This window comes from Aeromonas sp. Marseille-Q7275 (assembly GCF_965119515.1).
This window is the reverse complement of sequence record NZ_CBCPLW010000021.1, coordinates 1-19,617: the sequence shown is the minus strand read 5'-3', so window position 1 is coordinate 19,617 and position 19,617 is coordinate 1. Positions and strand designations below refer to the sequence as shown.

The following is a 19,617-nucleotide window of genomic DNA, read 5'->3' as shown; positions in this document are numbered from 1 at the left end:
TTCAAACCCGGTCTGTTTTCACTCTATCCAATAAAACAGATAGATAGCAGCTTAGCACTGGGCTATGGCGCTCTGCACCCGTTTATCCGAGATGGGGTACGGTGTCCCCAGCTGCTGGGCGAAGAAGGAGACTCGCAGCTCCTCTATCATCCAGCGGATATTGGCCACCTCGGGGGGGATCGGCTGGGATTTCGGGATCTTGGCGAGCAGCGCCTTGTAGTCGCTCTCGACACTCTGCACCTTGAGCATATGGACCCTGTCCCGGTTGGGATCGATGGCCAGCTTCTCCAGGCGCCGCTCGATGGCGCGCAGGTAGCGCAGCAAGTCAGGCAGCCGCTGCCAGCCAGTCTCGGTCACGAAGCCCTTGTGGATGAGGTTGCCGAGCTGCTGCTGGATGTCGGACATGGCAAAGGCGGTGTCGAGCTGCATCTTGCCCTTGAGCCGCTTCTTGATCTCGTGGGAGAGGGTCAGCACGGCTTCCACCTGTTTGGCCACCTCTACCACCGCATCGTTTAGCTCGGCGCGGACATACTCCTTGAGCGCCTCGAAACCGGCCTCGTCCCAGGCCAGGCCACCGTGCTGCTCGATGAGCTTGTCACAGCCACAGGCGATGCAGTCGTCGATGAGATCGCTCACCTTGCCGAAGGGGTTGAAGTAGAGCCCGAGCTTGGCCTTGTTCGGCAGCTTCTCCTGCAGATACTTGATGGGGGACGGCACGTTGAGCAGCACCAGCCGGCGCTGGCCCGCCCACATCAGCTGCTGCTGGGCCACCGGGCTCTCCACCAGCTGGATGGCGACCGAGTCCTTCTGATCCACCAGGGTCGGATAGGCCTTCACCTCGAAGCCGCTGCGCTTCTGGCTGTACTCCTTCGGCAACTCGCCAAAGCTCCAGAGGGTCAGACCCGACTGTTCGATATCATCATCCGCCACCTGGGAGAGGGTCTCCTGCACCTTGCCGCGCAGCGACTCTTTCAGCAACTCCAGATCCTTGCCCTCGGCGATAGGCTTGTGCTTGTCGTCCACCACCCGGAAGGTGAGTTTCAGGTGATCGGGCACCGATGCCCAGTCCCAGGCTTCCCGGGGCACGGTGACACCTGTCATGCGACGAAGTTGACGCTCCATCTCGTCCAGCAGCGGCCCCTGCTCGGGATTGAGGGTGGCGAGTAGCGCATCGGCGTAGTTCGGCGCTGGCACGAAGTTCTTGCGCATCGGCTTTGGCATCGACTTGATGAGGGCGACCAAGAGTTCATGACGCAGCCCCGGGATCAGCCACTCGAACCCTTTGACTTCCACCTGGTTCAAGAGCGGCAGCGGGATATGCAGGGTCACACCGTCCGCCGCCTCCCCCGGCTCGAACTGGTAGGTCAGTTTGAGCTTGAGGCGCCCCTGTTGCCAGAAGTTGGGGTAGTCGAGATCGCTGATGTGGGCGGCATCCCCCTTCATCAGCATCTCTTTCTCGAAGTTGAGCCGCTCGGGATCCTGCTTTTGCGCCTCCTTCCACCACTTGTCGAAGTGGCGAGCGGAGATCACCTCCTCCGGCAGGCGGGCGTTGTAGAAGCGGAACAGATCCTCGTCATCCACCAGGATGTCGCGCCGACGGGATTTGTGCTCCAGCGCCTCCACCTCGGCCAGGAGCTTGCGGTTCTCGCCAAAGAAGCGATGGCGGGTCTCGAAATCCCCCTCCACCAGGGCGCGGCGAATGAAGAGCTCGCGGCACTGGGCCGGATCGATGCGGCTGAAGTTGATGGTGCGCTCGGCAACCAGGGTCAGGCCATAGAGGGTCACCTTCTCCTTGGCCATCACGGCGCCGTTTTTCTTCGACCAGTGGGGATCGCTGTGGTGCAGCTTGATGAGGTGCGCCGCCAGCGGCTCCACCCACTCGGGTTCAATCTTGGCGTTGATGCGGGCGTAGAGGCGGGAGGTCTCCACCAACTCTGCGGCCATCACCCACTTGGGCGGCTTCTTGAACAGACCCGAGGCCGGGAACAGGTGGAAGCGGCCGTTGCGGGCGCCGAGGAACTCGGGCTTCTCCAGATCCTTGTTGCCGATGTGGCTCAAGAGGCCGGTCAGCAGGGCGCAGTGCACCGTCTTGAAATCCGCCGGTTCATGGTTGGCTTTAAAACCAAGCTCTTTCACCGTCTGGCGCAGCTGGAAATGAATGTCCTGCCACTCGCGCACCCGCAGGTAGGAGAGAAACTCCTTCTGGCACATGCGGCGGAACGGGTTGCTGCCGAGGGCATCCTGCTGCTCTTTCAGGTAGTTCCAGAGATTGACGAAGGCGAGGAAGTCGGAATCCTTGTCCTCGAAGCGCCTGTGCTGCTCGTCGGCGGCCTGCTTCTTCTCCATGGGCCGCTCGCGGGGATCCTGAATGCTGAGGCCCGCGGTGATCACCATCACCTCGCTCAGACAGCCGGTTTGCGCCGCCGTGATCACCATCTTGGCGAGCCGCGGATCGAGCGGAATGCGCGACAGCTGACGACCGGTCTCGGTCAACTGCAGTTTGGGCTCCTGATCCCGGGTGCCAGGCAGCTCCTTGACCGCCTCCAATTCTTTCAAGAGGGTCAGGCCATCCTTGATATGACGCGACTCCGGCGGCTCGACGAAGGGGAAGGCCTCCATGTTGCCAAGGCCGAGCGCCAGCATCTGCAGGATGACGGAGGCCAGGTTGGTGCGAAGGATCTCGGGGTCGGTGAAGGCCGGACGATTGTTGAAATCCTCCTCCGAGTAGAGGCGGATACAGATACCGTCCGCTACCCGGCCGCAGCGACCCTTACGCTGGTTGGCGCTGGCCTGGGAGACCGGCTCGATAGGCAGGCGCTGCACCTTGGTGCGCCAGGAGTAGCGGCTGATGCGGGCGGTACCCGGATCGATGACGTAGCGAATGCCCGGCACCGTCAGCGAGGTCTCCGCCACGTTGGTGGCGAGCACGATACGCCGCCCGGCGTGTTGCTGGAACACCTTGTTCTGCTCGGCGTTGGAGAGGCGGGCGTAGAGCGGCAACACCTCGGTGTCCCGCAGATTGAGCTTGCGCAGGGCATCGGCGGTATCGCGAATTTCCCGCTCGCCGTTCATGAAGATAAGGATATCCCCCAGCCCCTCCCGGGCCAGCTCCTCCACCGCATCGAAGATCCCCTGCAGCTCGTCGCGCTCCTCCAACCCCTCGCTCTTGTCGCCGCTCTTTTTATCAGCAAACAGCGGGCGATAGCGCACCTCCACCGGGTAGGTGCGCCCTGAGACTTCTATGATGGGCGCCTGGTTGAAATGGCGGGAGAAGCGCTGGGGATCGATGGTGGCCGAGGTGATGATCACCTTGAGATCCGGGCGCTTTGGCAGCAGTTGTTTCAAGTAGCCCAGGATGAAGTCGATGTTGAGGCTGCGTTCGTGGGCCTCGTCGATGATGATGGTGTCGTACTGGGTGAGCATGCGGTCGTGCTGGATCTCCGCCAGCAGGATACCGTCTGTCATCAGCTTGATGTGGGTCTGCTCGCTCACCTGATCGGTAAAGCGCACCTTGTAGCCTACGTAGTGGCCGAGCTCGGACTCCATCTCTTCCGCAATACGGGCGGCGACCGTGCGGGCCGCGAGGCGCCGCGGCTGGGTGTGGCCGATGTAGCCCTTGACCCCGCGCCCGAGCGAGAGGCAAATCTTGGGGATCTGGGTGGTCTTGCCCGAGCCGGTTTCGCCCGCGATGATCACCACCTGATGTTCGCTGATCGCCTTGGCGATCTCCGCCTGCTTCTGGCTGACCGGCAGGTTGTCCGGATAGGTGACCCTGGGCACGCCCGCCAGACGGGACTGGTAACGCCCTTCGGCCACATCCAGATCCGCGGCTATGGTCTCGAGCACGGCGGCTTGTTTGCCCTCCGGCAGCTTCTTGACCCCGTGCAGACGGCTGGAGAGGCGGCGGGCGTCGAGGTTCATGCAGGCAGAGAGACGGCGGCGCAGCGCCTCGATAGAGAGAGACAAGGTAGGAATTCCTTAAATAAGTGCCCAGAGGGGCCATATCGATTAGCTGGGAGCGATCCTAAAGAGCGAGCGGGGGCGGTGCAAGCCTTAAAGCGGCACCTGCCAGGTTCAAAGCCGCGGCGGGCAATAAAAAGAGCAGGCACCCGGCCTGCTCCCGATGATCCGGCGAAACCGGATCAGACCCTGGCCTGATGCACGAAGCAGGTACCAAGCTGGGCGTGAATGGCCTGCATCACGTTGTGGCGGCTGATCACCCCGAGCAGGCGACCCTCCTCCACCACGGGATAGATCTTCGGCTTTTGGCCCATCATCATCTCCGCCAGATCCAGGATGCTGGTGTCCGGCCCCACGGCCAGCACCTCCTTGCGCATCACATCCTTGACCTGGGCCACCTGTTCGCAGTGATAGGCCTCTTTCAACATGACGGCAATGCAATCCTGCTCGGACACCCAGCCAATCAGGTGCCCCAGGCTGTCCACCACGGGGCCGCCGAGCTGATGACTGTTGAGAAACTTGGTGACCGCATTTTGCACCATCATGTCCGCGCTGAACGTGATGGGCTTGGTCTGCATATAATCCCTTGCCTTGAGTGATTCCATGACGCTTCCCCCGACAGGCCTCCCGACGGGAGGCGCGAGCCGGGCACTATGTCCGGCTCACTCCAAGCATAGCTGGTGCCTATCAGGAGATGGATTGCAGCAACAGCAGCAGCTCGTTCTGGCTGTGGCAATCGGTCTTCTTGAACACCCCCTTGAGAGTGGAACGCACGGTTTCCACCTTGACGCCGCGCAGTTCGGCGATGTCGTTGCTGCTGTAGCCCTTGCTCATCAGCACCAGCAGCTCCTTCTCCCCTATGGTCAAGGGATAGAGGCTGGCCAGCGCCTCTATGTCCGGGTTGAAGGAGTGCTCGGGATCGCGCAATACCACTTCCACATAACGCTCGAAGCGGCTGAGCCCGCTCATCAGGGTGCACTGGATCAGCAGGGGCCTGAGGTTGGACTGGCGGGGAATGGACATATAGGCGCTGGCGCCTGGCAGCAAATAGGCAAAGCCATTCAAGGTCTCCTTGAGCTGGCGTTGCTGCTCCTTATTTTGCAAAGAGAAAATACCATTGACCGCCCGCAGCTCGACGTTTTCATCGGCGATGCGGTTGAACGCCACATTGGAATAATGAATATGCCCCTTGTCATCTATGATGGCGCTGGGTTTATTATGGTTTTTCACCAGTTGCTGCAGCTGATAGTTCTGGGTTTCTAGGGCCAGCAGGTTCCAATAATGCTGGCTCCAGGCGGCCAGACCAGAATAGATCTCTGTCAACGAGCTGAGATCCCGGCTGCTGAAGTCGTCCTGGGTGGCGCCGCGGTAACTGCACAGGGTGCTGAGACCCCGCCCCTTCACCCGGCAGACGCCGCCCGCCGCAAACTGGGCACCGAAGCTGGCCAGCAGCCCCACCGAGCTGGAGATGGTATTGGCACTGACGATCCCCTGGCAGCCCTTGTCCAGATAATGATTGAACCACACATCCTGGCGATGGTGTTGCACATAAAATTGCTGCTGGGCCTCGGTCAGACCGCTGGAGAAGAGCTTTATTCCGTCGCTCTTGTCATCATCCCGCAATAAAAACAGGGATGAACTGCCGGACAGGTCGGCGCGAAATTGGTCCACCACCAACTTAATGTCAGAATCATTAATACCGCACTCGTATAACTGGCTGATATAGGGCGATATCCTTTCTTTCTCTAATGCCTTCACACCCGAACTCCTAATTCTTATTTTTATTGAAGTGGCATCTTACTCCGCAATGAGATACTCGAAAAGTAGTCAAATGAACAAAGGCTTTATGACCATTTCATAAATAGTTATAAGAAAGCCTCCCTCGATGAGGGCCGTGAAAATGTTTAAATCCGGGCTCAGGTTTTCCGCTTTTTTGGTCGTTATGGAAAAGCTTTATTTACCCGCTCTGCCCTTCCTGCCACCTCGCCTCTCTTGCCATGACTGTCCCTGCGCAGCCGCTCTGTCACGGCCAGAGAGCTGCCCACAGTGCCGCCATCGCCCTCTCCCATAGAAAAGCCTCATACGGATTCCATTATCATCGAATGTTGCCTTTTGGTGTATTTGTTGTTTCCATTTTGAGATGGTGTCGATATTGTATATACAAATGCAGTCATCAAGGGAGTTGAACCATGTGGATCACAAGGAGAGGAAATGGAACCTGAACACGCACTTGCCGCCCCTGCCCGCTCAGGGGCTGGCATCAAACTGCTGCTGACCAGTGTGCTCGGCATCACCATCTTTTTCGTGCCCTTCGAGCTCGCGGGGCGCAGCACCATACTGGTGGATCACCTGGCGGGCTTCCTGATGGCGCAGCGCCCGCTCACCCTGGGGCTCATCCTGCTGCTGATCGCCTATGGCGCCATCAGCCCGCTGCTGGATGGTCGCTGGCGCGCCCGCCCCATCGACAGGGTGCTGAGCCTGTTCAAGCTGCTCGGGCTGGGGCTGGCCATCATGTATGTGGCAGGCTGGGGCCCCGCCTGGCTGATGACGCCGGATCGCCTGCCCTTCCTCTTTGACAAGCTGGCCATGTCGGTGGGGCTCATCGTGCCCATAGGCGCCATGGCCCTCACCTTCCTGCTGGGCTTCGGCCTGCTGGAGCTCATCGGTGTGCTGATGCAGCCGGTGATGCGCCCCCTCTGGCGCACCCCGGGCCACTCCGCCATCGATGCGGTCGCCTCCTTCGTCGGCAGCTACTCGGTGGGCCTGCTCATCACCAACCGGGTCTTCCTCGCGGGCAAGTACACGGTACGGGAAGCCGTCATCATCGCCACCGGCTTCTCCACCGTCTCCGCCGCCTTCATGATCATTGTGGCCAAGACCCTCAACCTGATGGGGCACTGGAACTTCTACTTCTGGTCCACCCTGGTGATCACCTTCGTCATCACCGCCATCCTGGCCCGGGTCCCCCCCATCAGCACCATGGCTCATCAAGGAGAAACCGACGAGCCGCTGCCGGCAGGCATGAGCCGCTGGCAAGCGGCGCTCGCCTCCGGGCTCACCCAGTCCAGCCAGGCGGATCCCGTGCTGCGGCAGTTGCAGGACAACCTCAAAGATGGCCTCTACATGGCCGCCGCCGTGGTGCCCACCATCTTGTCCGTCGGCCTGCTAGGGCTGCTGCTGGCCCAGCACACGCCGCTGTTCGATCTGCTGGGCTGGCTGCTGTGGCCCCTCACCTGGCTGCTGGATCTGGGAGAGCCGCTGGAGACAGCAAGAGCGCTCTCGGCGGGGCTCGCTGAGATGTTCCTGCCCGCCATCCTGCTCAAGGATGCGGATCTGCTGGTGCGCTATGTGACCGCCGTGGTCTCGGTGAGTTCAGTGCTCTTCTTCTCCGCCTCCATCCCCTGCATCCTGGCCACCAAGATCCCGGTGAGCCTGGGGCAGCTGGTGGTGATCTGGCTGCTGCGCACCCTGCTTGGCATCCTGCTGGCGGCCCTGTGCGGCCGACTGGCCATGGCGGCAGGCTGGCTCAGCTAGGTTGACGTGATATCAAGAAACAAAGCGCCATCAGGCGCTTTGTTTCTTTGTGCGGGCTGGCAGCCGTCACCACATCGGCGACCTGTCATTCGAGCCATTGTCGCAGGGTCAGCGTGGCAAGATCCACGAAGGCGCGCAACCTGGGGGGCATGAAGCGCTGCCTGGGATAGACGAGATGGATGGGATCCGCCTTGCCATGCCATTCGGGCAGGACAGGCACCAGCCTCCCCTCCTCGCAGGCCTGGCGACACAGGTAGGAGGGCAACAGTGCCACCCCACCGCCGGCCAGCACCATGGTCATGATCAGGCCGACATCGTTGATCAGTGTCTGCCGGGCCAGAGAGACGGTCACACTGTTGGCGACCCCGTCGTGGAGTACCCAGGCCTCCTTGCCCAGTGGCGTGAACTGCAGGCAGGCATGATGCCGCAGCGCCTGAGGGGCATCTGGCATCCCGGCGCTGGCGAGGTAATCGGGGCTCGCAAACAGGGCCCAGCGCGCAATGCCCACCAGCTTGGCGATCAGCGTCGAGTCCTTGAGAGGGCCGGTACGAATGGCCACATCGACGCCCTCCGCGACCAGATCCACGTAGCTGTTCATCAACACCAGCTCCACGTCGACCTTTGGCCACTGGCTGCGCATCTGCCCCAGGATGGACGACAGGATCTGGTTGCCGATGTCCACGGGAGCCGTGATCCGCAGCAGCCCGCAGGGCTCCTCCCGCGCTTCGGTCACCGCCGCCTCGGCATCAAGCACATGCACCAAGCCGGCCGAGGCGTGGTCGAAATAGATCTGCCCGGCATCGGTGAGGTGCAACCGACGGGTGGTTCGCTGCAATAGGGTGACGCCCAGACGCTTCTCCAGCATGGCCACCCGATGACTGACGGTGGAGGTCGGCAACCCCAGCAGACGCGCCGCCGCGCTGAAGCTGCCGGCTTGCACCACCTTGACGAATACGACGACCTGATTGAAGTCCATTTTCCAACTCATTAGAAAGTGTTTTCTTATTTAACCATCTAGTCCGGTAAATGGCGACTTTCTACACTGTGTCCATTGATTCAACGGAGGCATTGAGATGAAAGAACTGGCATTTATCAAGCGCAGCAACGAGAGGCACTGGGTCGGCGATGGCTTCCCCGTGAGGAGCATCTTCTCCTACCAGGATATCGCGGAGGAAATGTCCCCCTTCCTGCTGATGGACTACGCGGGCCCGACCAATTTCCCGGCCACCTCCCATCAGCTTGGCGTCGGCCAGCACCCTCATCGCGGGTTCGAGACGGTGACCATCGTCTATGAAGGGGGCGTCTCCCACAGGGACTCCTCGGGGGGCGGCGGCACCATAGGCCCGGGGGACGTGCAATGGATGACGGCCGCATCCGGCCTTATCCACGAGGAGTACCACAGCCCGGCCTTTGCCAAAACGGGCGGCGCCTTCGAAATGGTGCAGCTGTGGGTGAACTTGCCCGCCAAAGAGAAGATGGCGGCTCCTGGCTACCAGGGCATCACCGCCAACGAGATCCCTCGCGTGGCACTGCCAGAGGGCGCAGGAGAGGCTCGCATCATTGCCGGGCAGCTCGGCGATACCCGCGGCCCCGCCCGCACCTTCACCCCGATGAACGTCTGGGACATGCGCCTGAAGGCCCATCATCAGGTGACGCTGGAACTGCCACCAGGGCACACCACGGCCCTCTTTGTGCTCAAAGGCGCCATTCGCCTCGGCAACCGCCACGCGGTCCGCACCGCCGAGCTGGCCGTCATGGAGCGCCGTGGCAGCAAACTGGTGATCGAGATCGAGGAGGAGACCACGCTGCTGCTGCTCAATGGCGCCCCCCTCGATGAACCCATCGTCGGCCACGGTCCCTTCGTGATGAACACCCAGGAAGAGATTGTGCAGGCCATCAATGACTACAACAGTGGCCGTTTTGGCCAGATCGGACGCTGAACCTCAGCCCCAACAAATGGAGACTATCATGAGCAATCCAGCCAATTTCGGCGGCGCCAGACCCGTCCTCAACCCAGATGACGTGGCCATGCTGCTGATCGACCATCAGAGCGGCTTGTTCCAGACAGTGGGGGACATGCCGATGCCGGAACTGCGCCAGCGCGCGGCCGCCCTCGCCAGGATGGCGACACTGGCCAATATTCCGGTGATCACCACGGCATCTGTCCCGCAAGGGCCGAATGGCCCGCTGATACCGGAGATCCACGAAAATGCGCCGCACGCACAGTATGTGGCGCGCAAGGGCGAGATCAACGCCTGGGACAACCCCGATTTCGTCGCGGCGGTGAAGGCCACCGGCAAGCAGCAGCTGATCATCGCCGGCACCATCACCAGCGTCTGCATGGCCTTCCCTGCCATCAGCGCCGTCAATGCGGGCTATCAGGTGTTTGCGGTCGTCGATGCCTCGGGCACCTACTCCAAGATGGCCCAGGAGATCACCCTGGCTCGCGTGGTTCAGGCGGGCGTGGTTCCCATGGACACTGCGGCGGTGGCTTCCGAGCTGCAAGGCAGCTGGAACCGGGCAGATGCGATGGAGTGGGCCGCCATCTATACGAAGATCTTCCCCGCCTATCGATTGCTGATCGAGAGCTACGGCAAGGCACAAGCCGTGGTGCAACACAACGAAGTGCTGGATTCCCAACGTTAACGCTTAGCCATCAATCTGGAGAAAAGTCATGAACAAGCCCTACGTCAAACTCGACAAGAACAAGGCTGCCGTGCTGCTGGTGGATCACCAGGCCGGCCTCTCTTCCCTGGTACGGGACATCGAACCGGACAAGTTTCGCAACAACGTCCTGGCGCTGGCCGCGCTGGCCAAGTATTTCGAGCTGCCGACCATACTGACCACCAGTTTCGAAAACGGGCCCAACGGCCCACTGATGACGGAGCTCAAGGAGAGCTTCCCGGATGCCCCCTATATTGCCCGCCCCGGGCAGATCAACGCCTGGGATAACGAGGAGTTCGTCAAGGCGGTCAAGGCCACCGGCAAGAAGCAGCTGATCATCGCCGGCATCGTCACCGAGGTGTGCGTGGCCTTCCCGGCCCTCTCTGCCCTCGAGGAAGGGTACGAGGTGTTTGTCATCACAGATGCCTCGGGGACCTTCAATGAGGTAACCCGCCACTCGGCCTGGGATCGGATGTCATCCGCCGGGGCGCAGCTGATGACCTGGTTTGGGGCCGCCTGTGAACTGCACCGCGACTGGCGCAATGACGTGGAGGGCCTGGGCACCCTGTTCGCCAACCACATCCCCGACTATCGCAATCTGATCAACAGCTACACCACAGTCCAGAGCAGCAAGTAATACGCCCCGGGAAACCGGGAGACGGAAAAAACAAAACGCAGCTGACAGGGCAGGCACCCTGTCAGCTGCGTCATCGCCATGGACATGGCATCTCGATGTTAAAGGCGTTCAGCCCTTAGAAGGGCATCTTGAAGCCCGGGGGCAGCTGCATGCCACCGGTCAGCTCGCCCATCTTGCTCTTGTTCTGCTCTTCCACCCGGCGCACGGCGTCGTTGACGGCGGCGGCGACCAGATCTTCCAGCATCTCCTTGTCATCTTCCATCAGGCTGGGATCTATCTCGATACGGCGCACGCTGTGGCTGCCGGCCATGGTGACCTTGACCATGCCAGCGCCGGCTTCGCCGACGACTTCCATCTGAGCCAACTGCTCTTGCATCTTCTGCATGCGCTCTTGCATCTGTTGGGCCTGTTTCATCAGGTTACCCATTCCACCTTTACCAAACATAGGTCGTCTCTCGTCTTGAAATCCGGCATCCAGCGCCGGGCTGTGGGCTTGTTCTACCCCGGATATGGGGGCAGCCAAAAGATTTTTCAACCGGGACCCGGTCCCGGCATGGGATTTGACTCATAGCGATCAGTGGCTCAGGGGCTCGATGCTCTCGGGATGGAGCACGGCGCCGAAGCGCTGCTGCAGGAACTGCACGTTGGGATCGTCCGCCAGATCCCGGCTCACCTGTTCACGCACCCCCAGATAGAGGCGATGCTCGATCTCGAGCGGCGTCTCCCGCGCCGGGTCCGTGCCCAGGGTCACCTCGACACGCACCGCCTGTCCGAACTCCGGACCTATGATCCCGGCCAGATCGGCCAGGGCTCTGTCGCTGACCAGATGGCGCTGCTCCGGCTTGAGCACCAGGGACACCAGCTCCCCCTGCCGGGTCATCACAGAGTTGATGGCGAGCTGACGCAACCGGCCACCGACCCCGGTGCGGGCGATGAGTTCGGCCCAAGCGTCGCCGCAATTGACCAGCAGGGAAGAGGGGATCAGGCGAGCGATCTCCTCCCCCTCCGCCGGCTGGGCGTCACTCTCCAGTTCATCCCAGTCGATGGTCTCCATCACCTGGGCGGTCGTGGGCTGCGCATTTTCGGGCACAGCATTTTCGGGCACAGAAAGAGGCGTCGCAACCGGCGTTGCCGGAACAGCGGCGACGGTAGCAGCGGCAGCCCTGGCGGGTGCGCCGTCCAGATCCCAGGGGGGCAGGTCATCCGAGGCGGGATTGGCCTTCTGCGCTGCGCTGGGCGCTGGCGCCGCTTGCGCTGCGGGAGCACTGGCCGGCCCGTCGCCGAAGCCCTGACTCAGATATTCCTCGTAATCGCTGCTGCTGTCGTCATAGGCCTCGAGGGGCGGCAGATCCTCATAGCCCGTCATGGGTCCGGCATAGGCGGGCGCCGCGGCGGCCTGCCTGGCAGGCGCAGAGGGTGCTGGCGCCACAGGTGGCACGGCGGCCGTGGCCAGGGGCGCAGCCGGTTTGCTCGGCGTCGCCCTGGGAGGGGCAGAGACGGCTGCCGCCCCGGCGTCCCCCCGCAGCCGGCTGCGCAGCAGATTGCGCTTGCCCAGCAGGCTCTGCATGCTGGAGGCCGCCGAGGGGGCCGCCTCGGGTTCAGGGGCTATGGCAGGAGCGGCTGTCGGCAGGGCCGCCTCATGGGAGGCAACCGGCGGCTCGGGTTCAGGGGGCTGCGCTTCCTGAGTCCGGGGGGCGCCACCGATCTCGGGCTCAGGCTGCATCGGCTGTGCCTCGTACCCCATCCGCTGGGCGGCTTGCAGCAGCTCTTGCTGCTCGGCAAAGAGAGCGGCGCTGGCCTCATCGTCGTCGGCTGCCGGCTCATCTGCCTGCACAACCACGAGCGGCGCTGTCGGCGCCAGGGCTGCGGGCGCGGCCATGCTGGCCGCCGTTGCGGCCTGATGCGGGGCTGGCTCAGCCCCTGACGGCTTTCCCGGCAGGGCCGATACGGCCTCCCTCCCCGCTCCGGGCTGTGCGCCCATGGACACGGGCAAGGCACTCAGATTGGCGGGATGCACCGCCTCGCGGCGCGGCGAGAACGCCAGCATCCGCAGGCAGGTCATCTCCAGCGCGGTGCGGCCATCGGGCGCCCAGGGCAAATCCTTGCGCCCCCCCAGCACTATCTGGTAGCAGAGCTGCACCTCTTCCGGGCTCATGGCTCCCGCCAGCTGCAGCAAGGCATCGGCATCCGCCCCCTGCTCCTGCACGCTGGCCGGCAGCAACTGGGCCATGGCGACGCGATGGAGCAAGGCTTCCAGCTCGGCGTGGAGCTGATCGAAGTCCGGTCCCAGGGTGGCGATTTCGGTGATCTTGGCCATGGTGGCCGGGGCATCCTGGCGCAGGACAGCCTCCAGCAACTGGTGCAGGTGGTGATGGTCGAGGGTGCCCAGCATGGTCAGCACGCTCTCCAGCCGCACGCTGCCGTTGCCGTGGGCCAGCGCCTGATCCGTCAGGCTCAGGGCATCGCGCATGCTGCCGTCGGCGGCCTTGGCCAGGGCCAGCAGAGCGCGGGGCTCGAACGGCTGACCTTCCTGATCCAGCACCCATTCGAGCTGCCTGGCGATCTGGGTCTGATCCAGGCTCTTCAAGTGGAACTGCAGGCAGCGGGACAAGATGGTGATGGGGAGCTTCTGCGGATCCGTGGTGGCCAGCAGGAACTTCACATAGGGAGGCGGCTCTTCCAGGGTTTTGAGCAGCGCATTGAAGCTGTGACGCGACAGCATGTGCACCTCATCGATGAGGTACACCTTGAAGCGGCCGCGGGCCGGGCGGTACTGCACGTTGTCGAGCAGTTCCCGGGTGTCTTCCACCTTGGTGCGGGACGCCGCATCGATCTCCAGCAGATCGACGAAGTTGCCCTGATCGATCTCGCGGCAGGTGTCGCATACGCCGCACGGGTGGCTGCTGATCCCCTGCTCGCAGTTGAGGCTCTTGGCCAGGATGCGGGCTATGGTGGTCTTGCCGACCCCGCGGGTGCCGCTCAGCAGATAGGCGTGATGCAGCCGTCCCTGATCCAGGGCATTGGTCAAGGCGGTCAGCACATGTTGCTGGCCAACCACTTGTTCAAACGTATGGGGGCGCCATTTACGCGCCAGAACCTGATAGCTCATAGATCTCGATGCTGGAAAACGAGGCATTGAGGCAGGATGCTAACACAAATGGAGGGCGGGCTGTATGGGCTATCGGCCGCCTTGGGAGGGATCGCTTGATTTTCAAACCGGTGCCCGTTCAGGCACCGGTTCGGGGCATTGGCGGGTTGACGAGGCCCGCCTGCCAGAGGGCCTTACTCGCCCGCGAGCTCGACCAGCGAGACCACCTTGACGCCAGCGGCGGTCAGGCGGGCATCACCACCGAGGGACGGCAGGGAGATGATGAAGGCCGCATCGGCGACTTCACCGCCGGCGCGGCGAATGAGCTTGACGGTGGCATCGACGGTGCCGCCGGTGGCCAGCAGATCGTCCACCACCAGCACCTTGTCACCGGGCACTATGGCGTCGGTGTGCAGTTGCAGGGTGTCGGTGCCGTACTCGAGGGCATAGGACTCTTCGATGATGGCGCGGGGCAGCTTGCCCGGCTTGCGAACCGGCACGAAGCCCAGTCCCATGGCGAAGGCCACAGGGGCGCCGAAGATGAAACCGCGGGCCTCGGTGCCGACGATCTTGGTGATCCCTTGATCACGATAATGCTCGGCCAGCAGATCTATGGTGGCCTTGAAGGCCTCGGCATTCTCGATCAGGCTGGTGATGTCGCGAAACAGGATGCCCGGCTTCGGATAGTCGGGAATGGTCTTGATGCTCGCTTCGATAAACTTCAGGGTATCCGGATTCATTATTTGACCGCTTATTTTTGAGCCCAGGCGTGGCGTCTCTTGCGCTGCCCGCCAGCGGGCAATAAAAAGGCCCGTCATGCAAAAAATGACCGGCCGACTCCATAGCATTATTGCCGCAATAGCTTAGGGATTTCACTTCTCCATTGCAACCGGCTCCAGCACCGGCAGACGCATTAACCAGGTGAGCAGGATCACCATTATGACAACCAGCAGCAGCCTCACCCAGGGCAGCGGCACCACCAGCAGCGACACCGAGAAGGAGAGCAGGATGAAGACGATGGCACGGCGTCTGGCATGGCGCCGAATGCCGCGATACAACTGCCAGTCATGGATGGGGGGCCCGAACCAGGGGTGCGCCAGCAGCCAGCGGTGAAAACGGGGTGACGAGCGAGCAAAGAGGGCCGCCGCCAGCAACATGAAGGGGGTGGTCGGCAGCAGGGGCAGGACTATCCCGACTATCCCGGTGGCGAAGGCGAGCCAGCCCAGGGCCATCAGACACCAGCGTTTCATGGGTACTCCTCTGAATGCATCTCTGCCTTTAGCCTAACAGAGTTGGCCCGGAAGCTGACAGCCCGGCCCATGCAGCGGCAGTCGATTAGGCTCATCGAGTGGGCAGACGGCTGACAACGCCAGCCATTGCCACTACAATCTGCGCTCTTTTTTCTCCCCTTGTCTTCGGAAGCAGCTATGCGCGTTATTTTGGCCCCCATGCAGGGGGTGCTGGATCACCTGATGCGGGAGGTACTCACCTCCGTCAACGATTACGACCTCTGTGTCAGCGAGTTCATCCGGGTCGTCGATCAGCTGCTGCCCGCCAAGGTGTTCCATCGCCTCTGCCCCGAACTCAAGCAGGATGGCAAGACCCGCGCCGGCACCCCGGTGCGGGTGCAACTGCTGGGCCAGCACCCCGAATGGCTGGCAGAGAATGCGGTGCGTGCCATCGAGCTGGGCTCCCCCGGGGTCGATCTCAACTTCGGCTGCCCCGCCCCCACGGTCAACAAGAGCAAGGGGGGGGCCGTGCTGCTCAAGGAGCCCGAGACCGTCTATCGCATCGTCAAGGCGGTGCGCGAAGCCGTCCCTGCCCACCTGCCGGTGAGCGCCAAGATCCGCCTGGGGTACGACGACAAGGCGCTCTACATGGACAACGCCCAGGCAGTCTATCAGGGGGGCGCCAACGAGCTCGCTGTCCATGCCCGCACCAAGCGGGAAGGCTACAAGGCGCCGGCGCACTGGGAATACGTGGATCTCATCCGCCGCGCCCTGCCCATTCCAGTGACCGCCAATGGCGAGATCTGGGATCACAAGGATGCCCTCGCCTGCGCCGGCGTCTCCGGCTGCGACGCCCTCATGGTGGGCCGCGGCGCCATCTCCCTGCCCAACCTGGCCAACGTGATGAAAACCGGCTGTGCCCATATGAGCTGGGCCGAGGTGCTGCAACTGATGGTGGCCTATACCGAGCAGGATCTGGCGAGCGACAAGGCCGACTACTACCCCAGCCGCATCAAGCAGTGGTTCAGCTACCTCAAGCGTGAATATCCCCAGGCAGCCGTACTTTTTCAGGATATTCGTCTGCACAAGGAGACGGGACCTATCCGGGACGCCTTGCTGCAAGCCGCGAAAACTGTGAGCTAACCGACCTTTACTTGACTCATGTCATCTTGATAATCCACACGCCTCCCTATACTGACCGAGTTTTATCACTCGTCTTTGGGGGCTGTTGTGTGTGAAGTGACGCAAGCCCGGTTGGCCGAATGGCGTGAGCGCCTGCTGACCGATTGGGCACAAACAAGAGAAGCGCTGATAGGTCAGCTCAAGGCCTGTCGACGTGACGACTGGGCACAGAAGGTGGCATCCTGCGAGCGGGATCAGCTGGTGGACCTGACCGGTCGCCTCGACTTGCCCAAGGTGGAGTCGAGCTTGGCACGGCTGAAACGCCTCGACGCGGCGCTCTGCCAGATGGAACTGGGTCTCTATGGCCTCTGCTCCGATTGCGAGGAGCCGCTCGCCATCGAGCAGCTGGATCAGGATCCCAGCCTGCAACGCTGCCCGCGCTGCGAAGCCCGCTATCGCAAGGGATTCCACGCCCACGAACTCTGATGGGCCTTCCCCTGCCCACAGCCATCCATGTCCTCCTCCTCTTGCCAAGGCCATAGCTGACTCTCCACCCGACAAGGGCGCCCGGCCCCTTCATCACGCGGGCCCCGGTGGCCTGCGGCAAGAGCATCGCTGCCTTGGGAGGCCGACAGGCGTTTCAGGTCTGGGAGCCTTGCTCTGTCAGCGCATGCTTCTGTGCATAGGCATAGAGGCCCATTCGATTGCGAATGCCCAACTTGGCATAAATGGATGTCAGGTGATTGCGCAGGGTGTGCTCACTGATGTTGAGGCGCCGCGCGATCTCGAGGGTATTGGCATCAACGCCCAGGGTAATGGCCGCGATGGTCAGTCTCTCCTTGCGGGTCAGCCGCGCTATCTTCGCCTGCTCGGCATGGTGAGCCCCCTTCTCCCTCGCGATGGCCATCAGGATCCGCTCGGTGGCGGCGCGATCGACCCAGTACTCGCCCCCGTGCACCTTGCGGATGGCCTTGTACAGCACCTCCACCGGTTCCCGCTTGCTGATGGCGCCACAGGCCCCGGCCAATACCGCTCTCTCCTGCAGTTCAGTGCCCTCCGCTGTGGCGATCACCAGCACGCGCACGTGGGTATCGCACAGCAGGGAAGGTATTTGGTCGATGCCATTGCGACCATCCAGATCAAACAGGACGACACATGTCTTGCCTGGCACCATCCACTGCACGGCCTCGACGGGATCGGCCACGCAGGCGATGACGTCCATCTCGTTGGGCTGTGCATTAATGGCCCCGCGCAAACCCCATGCGACTATCGGCAAGTCGCAGATCACGATGACATTGATTCTGGTATCCATACCCCGCTCCCCAACGCCTACGACAACGTGACAGGCATCCTGCCTGACAATGGTCCCCTCTCAAATTAGTCGAAATATCCTGGTTTTGTCCTGGGTCGACCGTCACTTTGTCCCACATAAATCGGTCTGATTCTTCCATTATTCATCTTCCCCTTCTGGTCTAGGCTAATCGGCATGACAACACCCACACATATCCATGCTCGTCAGCATGATCGCATCAGGACGGTGATACCTGTCCGGCTCTCGGGTCAGACAGGGTTCACCCGGGACATCAGCATCGGGGGCTGCTACCTGCAACTCGAGGAGGCTGCCACGCCTGAGAACGAAGGGAGTGACGTCTGCTTCGATCTCGATCCCGGGGTGACGCACGGTGCCATGAAGATCCGGTGTTGCGGGCAGATAGTGCGGCGAGACCGGGACGGCCCTCTCACCGGTATGGCCATCAAAATCAAAGACCTGCAACTGCTGGTGAAAGAGATCCCCGACAGTTGCACCAGGTGAAGTGTTACGCGGTGCAAGAGCAGATGGCCAGGACGGCGATCTTGTCTCCATACCGAAACATCTTCCCGCTTTCTGAAGGAGCAGACCCATGGCTGACATCAGCGGCACCAATAAAAACGACTCGCTCATTGGCGGCACAGGAGCCGACCTCATAGATGGAGGCAATGGCAGTGACATGCTCGACGGCGGCAGCGGGAGCGACACCCTGCTGGGCGGCAACGGCGAGGATACCCTTTACGGCGGGCTCGGGGACGATACCCTCTCCGGCGGCAACGGCCAGGACCTCGTCTATGGTGGTTCCGGCAACGACGTCATCGGGACATCGCTCGTCAACAGCGAGAACGGTAACGACGTCATCTACGGCGACGGCTGGGATGACTACCGGCAGCAGAGCCGAGCCATCGCCGGCAGCGACACCATCTACGGCGGCAATGGTTCGGAGACCATCTATGGCGACAACGGCGATGGCCATGCAAGTGGCGGCAACGACTCTATCTATGCCGGCAACGGCAACGACACCGTCTACGGTGAAGGCGGTGACGATACCCTCCAGGGCGGCAATGGCGCCGATCTGCTGAGCGGCGGCAGCGGCAATGACCTCTTCGTCTACCAGAGCGCGATGGAATCCAATAGTGGCGGGATGGATACTATCCGTGACTTTTCCGGTGTTCGTGACGCCAACCCGGACAACGACAAGATCGACCTGCGTCCGTTGCTGGGTTCCACCGACCTCAAGTGGGGAGGCACCACTTCCCTGATCAACGGTGTCTGGTACGAGCAGAACGCCGGGCAGAATGCCACCTACATCAAGGCCGATACCAACGGCGATGGCCAGGCCGATCTGGTGATCAAACTCGACGGTCTCAAGGACCTGAGCAACACCGACTTCCTCGGTGTGCAGAACAACGGCCCCACCATCACCTCCGATGGGGGTGGCAGCTCGGCGGCTCTGGCCATCGACGAAAACACCACTGTGGTCACCACAGTGACGGCCAGTGACCCGGACGTCGGTGCGCTGCTGACCTACACCATAGTCGGTGGCGCCGATGCAGGACTCTTCACCATAAATCCCAACACCGGCGCCCTGTCGTTTGTCAACGCGCCCAACCGGGAAAATCCGAGCGACAGCAACGGCGACAACACCTATGAAGTGGTGGTGCGCGTCTCCGATGGCAGTGCCTTCGACGAGCAGACCTTCACCATCGCCATCAACGATGTCGACGAGTTCGATGTCACTACCCCGACCGACACCAACTCTGCCGCCAATGCCATCGACGAGAACATCGCCATCGGCTCCCTGGCCGGCATCACCGCCTTTGCCAGCGACGCAGACGCCACCACCAACGCCGTCACCTACAGCCTGTCCGGCAATCCCGGCGGCCTGTTTGCCATCGATCCCGCCACCGGCGTGATCACCGTCGCCGCCGCCATCGACCGTGAAGCCCTCGGTGCCAGCGTGAATATCGAGGTCACCGCCACCAGTGCCGATGGCTCCAGCAAGGCGCAGGCCTTCACCATCACCATCAACAACCTCGACGAGATCGCACCGACCATCACCTCCGGCGGCACT

General features: G+C 62.1%; 17 protein-coding genes. 8 read left to right on the top strand and 9 right to left on the bottom strand.

Features of this window, described 5'->3' with window-relative positions:
- Positions 1–51: 51 nt before the first annotated feature.
- The 3 genes from hrpA to ACWPWQ_RS17440 form a co-directional block, all read right to left on the bottom strand.
- The gene (hrpA, locus tag ACWPWQ_RS17450; RefSeq protein WP_454010364.1) at positions 52–3,966 is read right to left on the bottom strand and encodes an ATP-dependent RNA helicase HrpA; all 3,915 of its coding nucleotides are present in this window, start codon (positions 3,964–3,966) and stop codon (positions 52–54) included.
- 176 nt (positions 3,967–4,142) lie between these two features.
- Positions 4,143–4,565, bottom strand: a complete 423-nt coding sequence (locus ACWPWQ_RS17445) for a CBS domain-containing protein (protein WP_106886806.1) — start codon at positions 4,563–4,565, stop codon at positions 4,143–4,145.
- Between the two features lie 82 nt (positions 4,566–4,647).
- The gene (locus tag ACWPWQ_RS17440) at positions 4,648–5,718 is read right to left on the bottom strand and encodes a helix-turn-helix transcriptional regulator (RefSeq protein ID WP_454010363.1); all 1,071 of its coding nucleotides are present in this window, start codon (positions 5,716–5,718) and stop codon (positions 4,648–4,650) included.
- Between the two features lie 453 nt (positions 5,719–6,171).
- Here ACWPWQ_RS17440 and ACWPWQ_RS17435 point away from each other — a divergent pair, with 453 nt between their 5' ends.
- Positions 6,172–7,494, top strand: coding sequence for a YjiH family protein (locus tag ACWPWQ_RS17435; RefSeq protein WP_454010362.1), 1,323 nt, complete (start codon positions 6,172–6,174; stop codon positions 7,492–7,494).
- A gap of 85 nt (positions 7,495–7,579) precedes the next feature.
- Here the strand turns inward: ACWPWQ_RS17435 and ACWPWQ_RS17430 are convergent, their stop codons facing one another.
- Positions 7,580–8,470: a LysR family transcriptional regulator gene (locus tag ACWPWQ_RS17430; RefSeq protein ID WP_454010361.1), complete on the bottom strand. Its 891-nt coding sequence runs from the start codon at positions 8,468–8,470 to the stop codon at positions 7,580–7,582.
- Positions 8,471–8,567: 97 nt separating this feature from the next.
- Between ACWPWQ_RS17430 and ACWPWQ_RS17425 the strand changes: the two genes are divergently transcribed.
- Genes ACWPWQ_RS17425 through ycaC form a run of 3 tightly spaced genes read left to right on the top strand, consistent with a single transcriptional unit; the run spans position 8,568 to position 10,795 of the window.
- Entirely contained in the window at positions 8,568–9,434 is an 867-nt protein-coding gene (locus ACWPWQ_RS17425; RefSeq protein WP_454010360.1) for a pirin family protein, read from the top strand.
- Between the two features lie 28 nt (positions 9,435–9,462).
- A complete protein-coding gene (locus ACWPWQ_RS17420) occupies positions 9,463–10,140 on the top strand; it encodes a hydrolase (protein ID WP_454010359.1) in 678 nt (225 codons plus the stop codon).
- 28 nt (positions 10,141–10,168) lie between these two features.
- On the top strand, positions 10,169–10,795 hold the full coding sequence (gene ycaC / locus ACWPWQ_RS17415) for an isochorismate family cysteine hydrolase YcaC (protein WP_454010358.1): 627 nt from the start codon (positions 10,169–10,171) through the stop codon (positions 10,793–10,795).
- 115 nt (positions 10,796–10,910) lie between these two features.
- Here ycaC and ACWPWQ_RS17410 read toward each other — a convergent pair whose 3' ends face one another.
- The 4 genes from ACWPWQ_RS17410 to ACWPWQ_RS17395 form a co-directional block, all read right to left on the bottom strand.
- Positions 10,911–11,240 carry a YbaB/EbfC family nucleoid-associated protein gene (locus ACWPWQ_RS17410; protein ID WP_011706069.1) on the bottom strand — a complete coding sequence of 110 codons (330 nt, stop codon included), beginning with the start codon at positions 11,238–11,240 and terminating at the stop codon, positions 10,911–10,913.
- Between the two features lie 129 nt (positions 11,241–11,369).
- On the bottom strand, positions 11,370–13,904 hold the full coding sequence (gene dnaX / locus ACWPWQ_RS17405; protein ID WP_454010357.1) for a DNA polymerase III subunit gamma/tau: 2,535 nt from the start codon (positions 13,902–13,904) through the stop codon (positions 11,370–11,372).
- 173 nt (positions 13,905–14,077) lie between these two features.
- A complete protein-coding gene (apt, locus tag ACWPWQ_RS17400; RefSeq protein ID WP_042650168.1) occupies positions 14,078–14,623 on the bottom strand; it encodes an adenine phosphoribosyltransferase in 546 nt (181 codons plus the stop codon).
- Between the two features lie 132 nt (positions 14,624–14,755).
- The gene (locus tag ACWPWQ_RS17395; protein WP_042650169.1) at positions 14,756–15,133 is read right to left on the bottom strand and encodes a YbaN family protein; all 378 of its coding nucleotides are present in this window, start codon (positions 15,131–15,133) and stop codon (positions 14,756–14,758) included.
- Positions 15,134–15,310: 177 nt separating this feature from the next.
- Between ACWPWQ_RS17395 and dusC the strand changes: the two genes are divergently transcribed.
- Both dusC and ACWPWQ_RS17385 read left to right on the top strand, forming a co-directional pair.
- Positions 15,311–16,255: a tRNA dihydrouridine(16) synthase DusC gene (gene dusC / locus ACWPWQ_RS17390; protein WP_429107824.1), complete on the top strand. Its 945-nt coding sequence runs from the start codon at positions 15,311–15,313 to the stop codon at positions 16,253–16,255.
- 96 nt (positions 16,256–16,351) lie between these two features.
- Positions 16,352–16,720: a TraR/DksA family transcriptional regulator gene (locus tag ACWPWQ_RS17385; protein ID WP_454010397.1), complete on the top strand. Its 369-nt coding sequence runs from the start codon at positions 16,352–16,354 to the stop codon at positions 16,718–16,720.
- A gap of 154 nt (positions 16,721–16,874) precedes the next feature.
- Here the strand turns inward: ACWPWQ_RS17385 and ACWPWQ_RS17380 are convergent, their stop codons facing one another.
- Entirely contained in the window at positions 16,875–17,546 is a 672-nt protein-coding gene (locus tag ACWPWQ_RS17380; RefSeq protein ID WP_202045593.1) for a response regulator transcription factor, read from the bottom strand.
- A 174-nt stretch (positions 17,547–17,720) separates the two neighbouring features.
- Here ACWPWQ_RS17380 and ACWPWQ_RS17375 point away from each other — a divergent pair, with 174 nt between their 5' ends.
- Together ACWPWQ_RS17375 and ACWPWQ_RS17370 are read left to right on the top strand one after the other, a co-directional pair.
- Complete coding sequence (locus tag ACWPWQ_RS17375) at positions 17,721–18,047, top strand: PilZ domain-containing protein (protein ID WP_202045592.1); 327 nt, start codon at positions 17,721–17,723, stop codon at positions 18,045–18,047.
- Positions 18,048–18,135: 88 nt separating this feature from the next.
- On the top strand, positions 18,136–19,617 hold a 1,482-nt coding region (locus ACWPWQ_RS17370), incomplete at its 3' end, for a cadherin domain-containing protein (protein ID WP_454010356.1).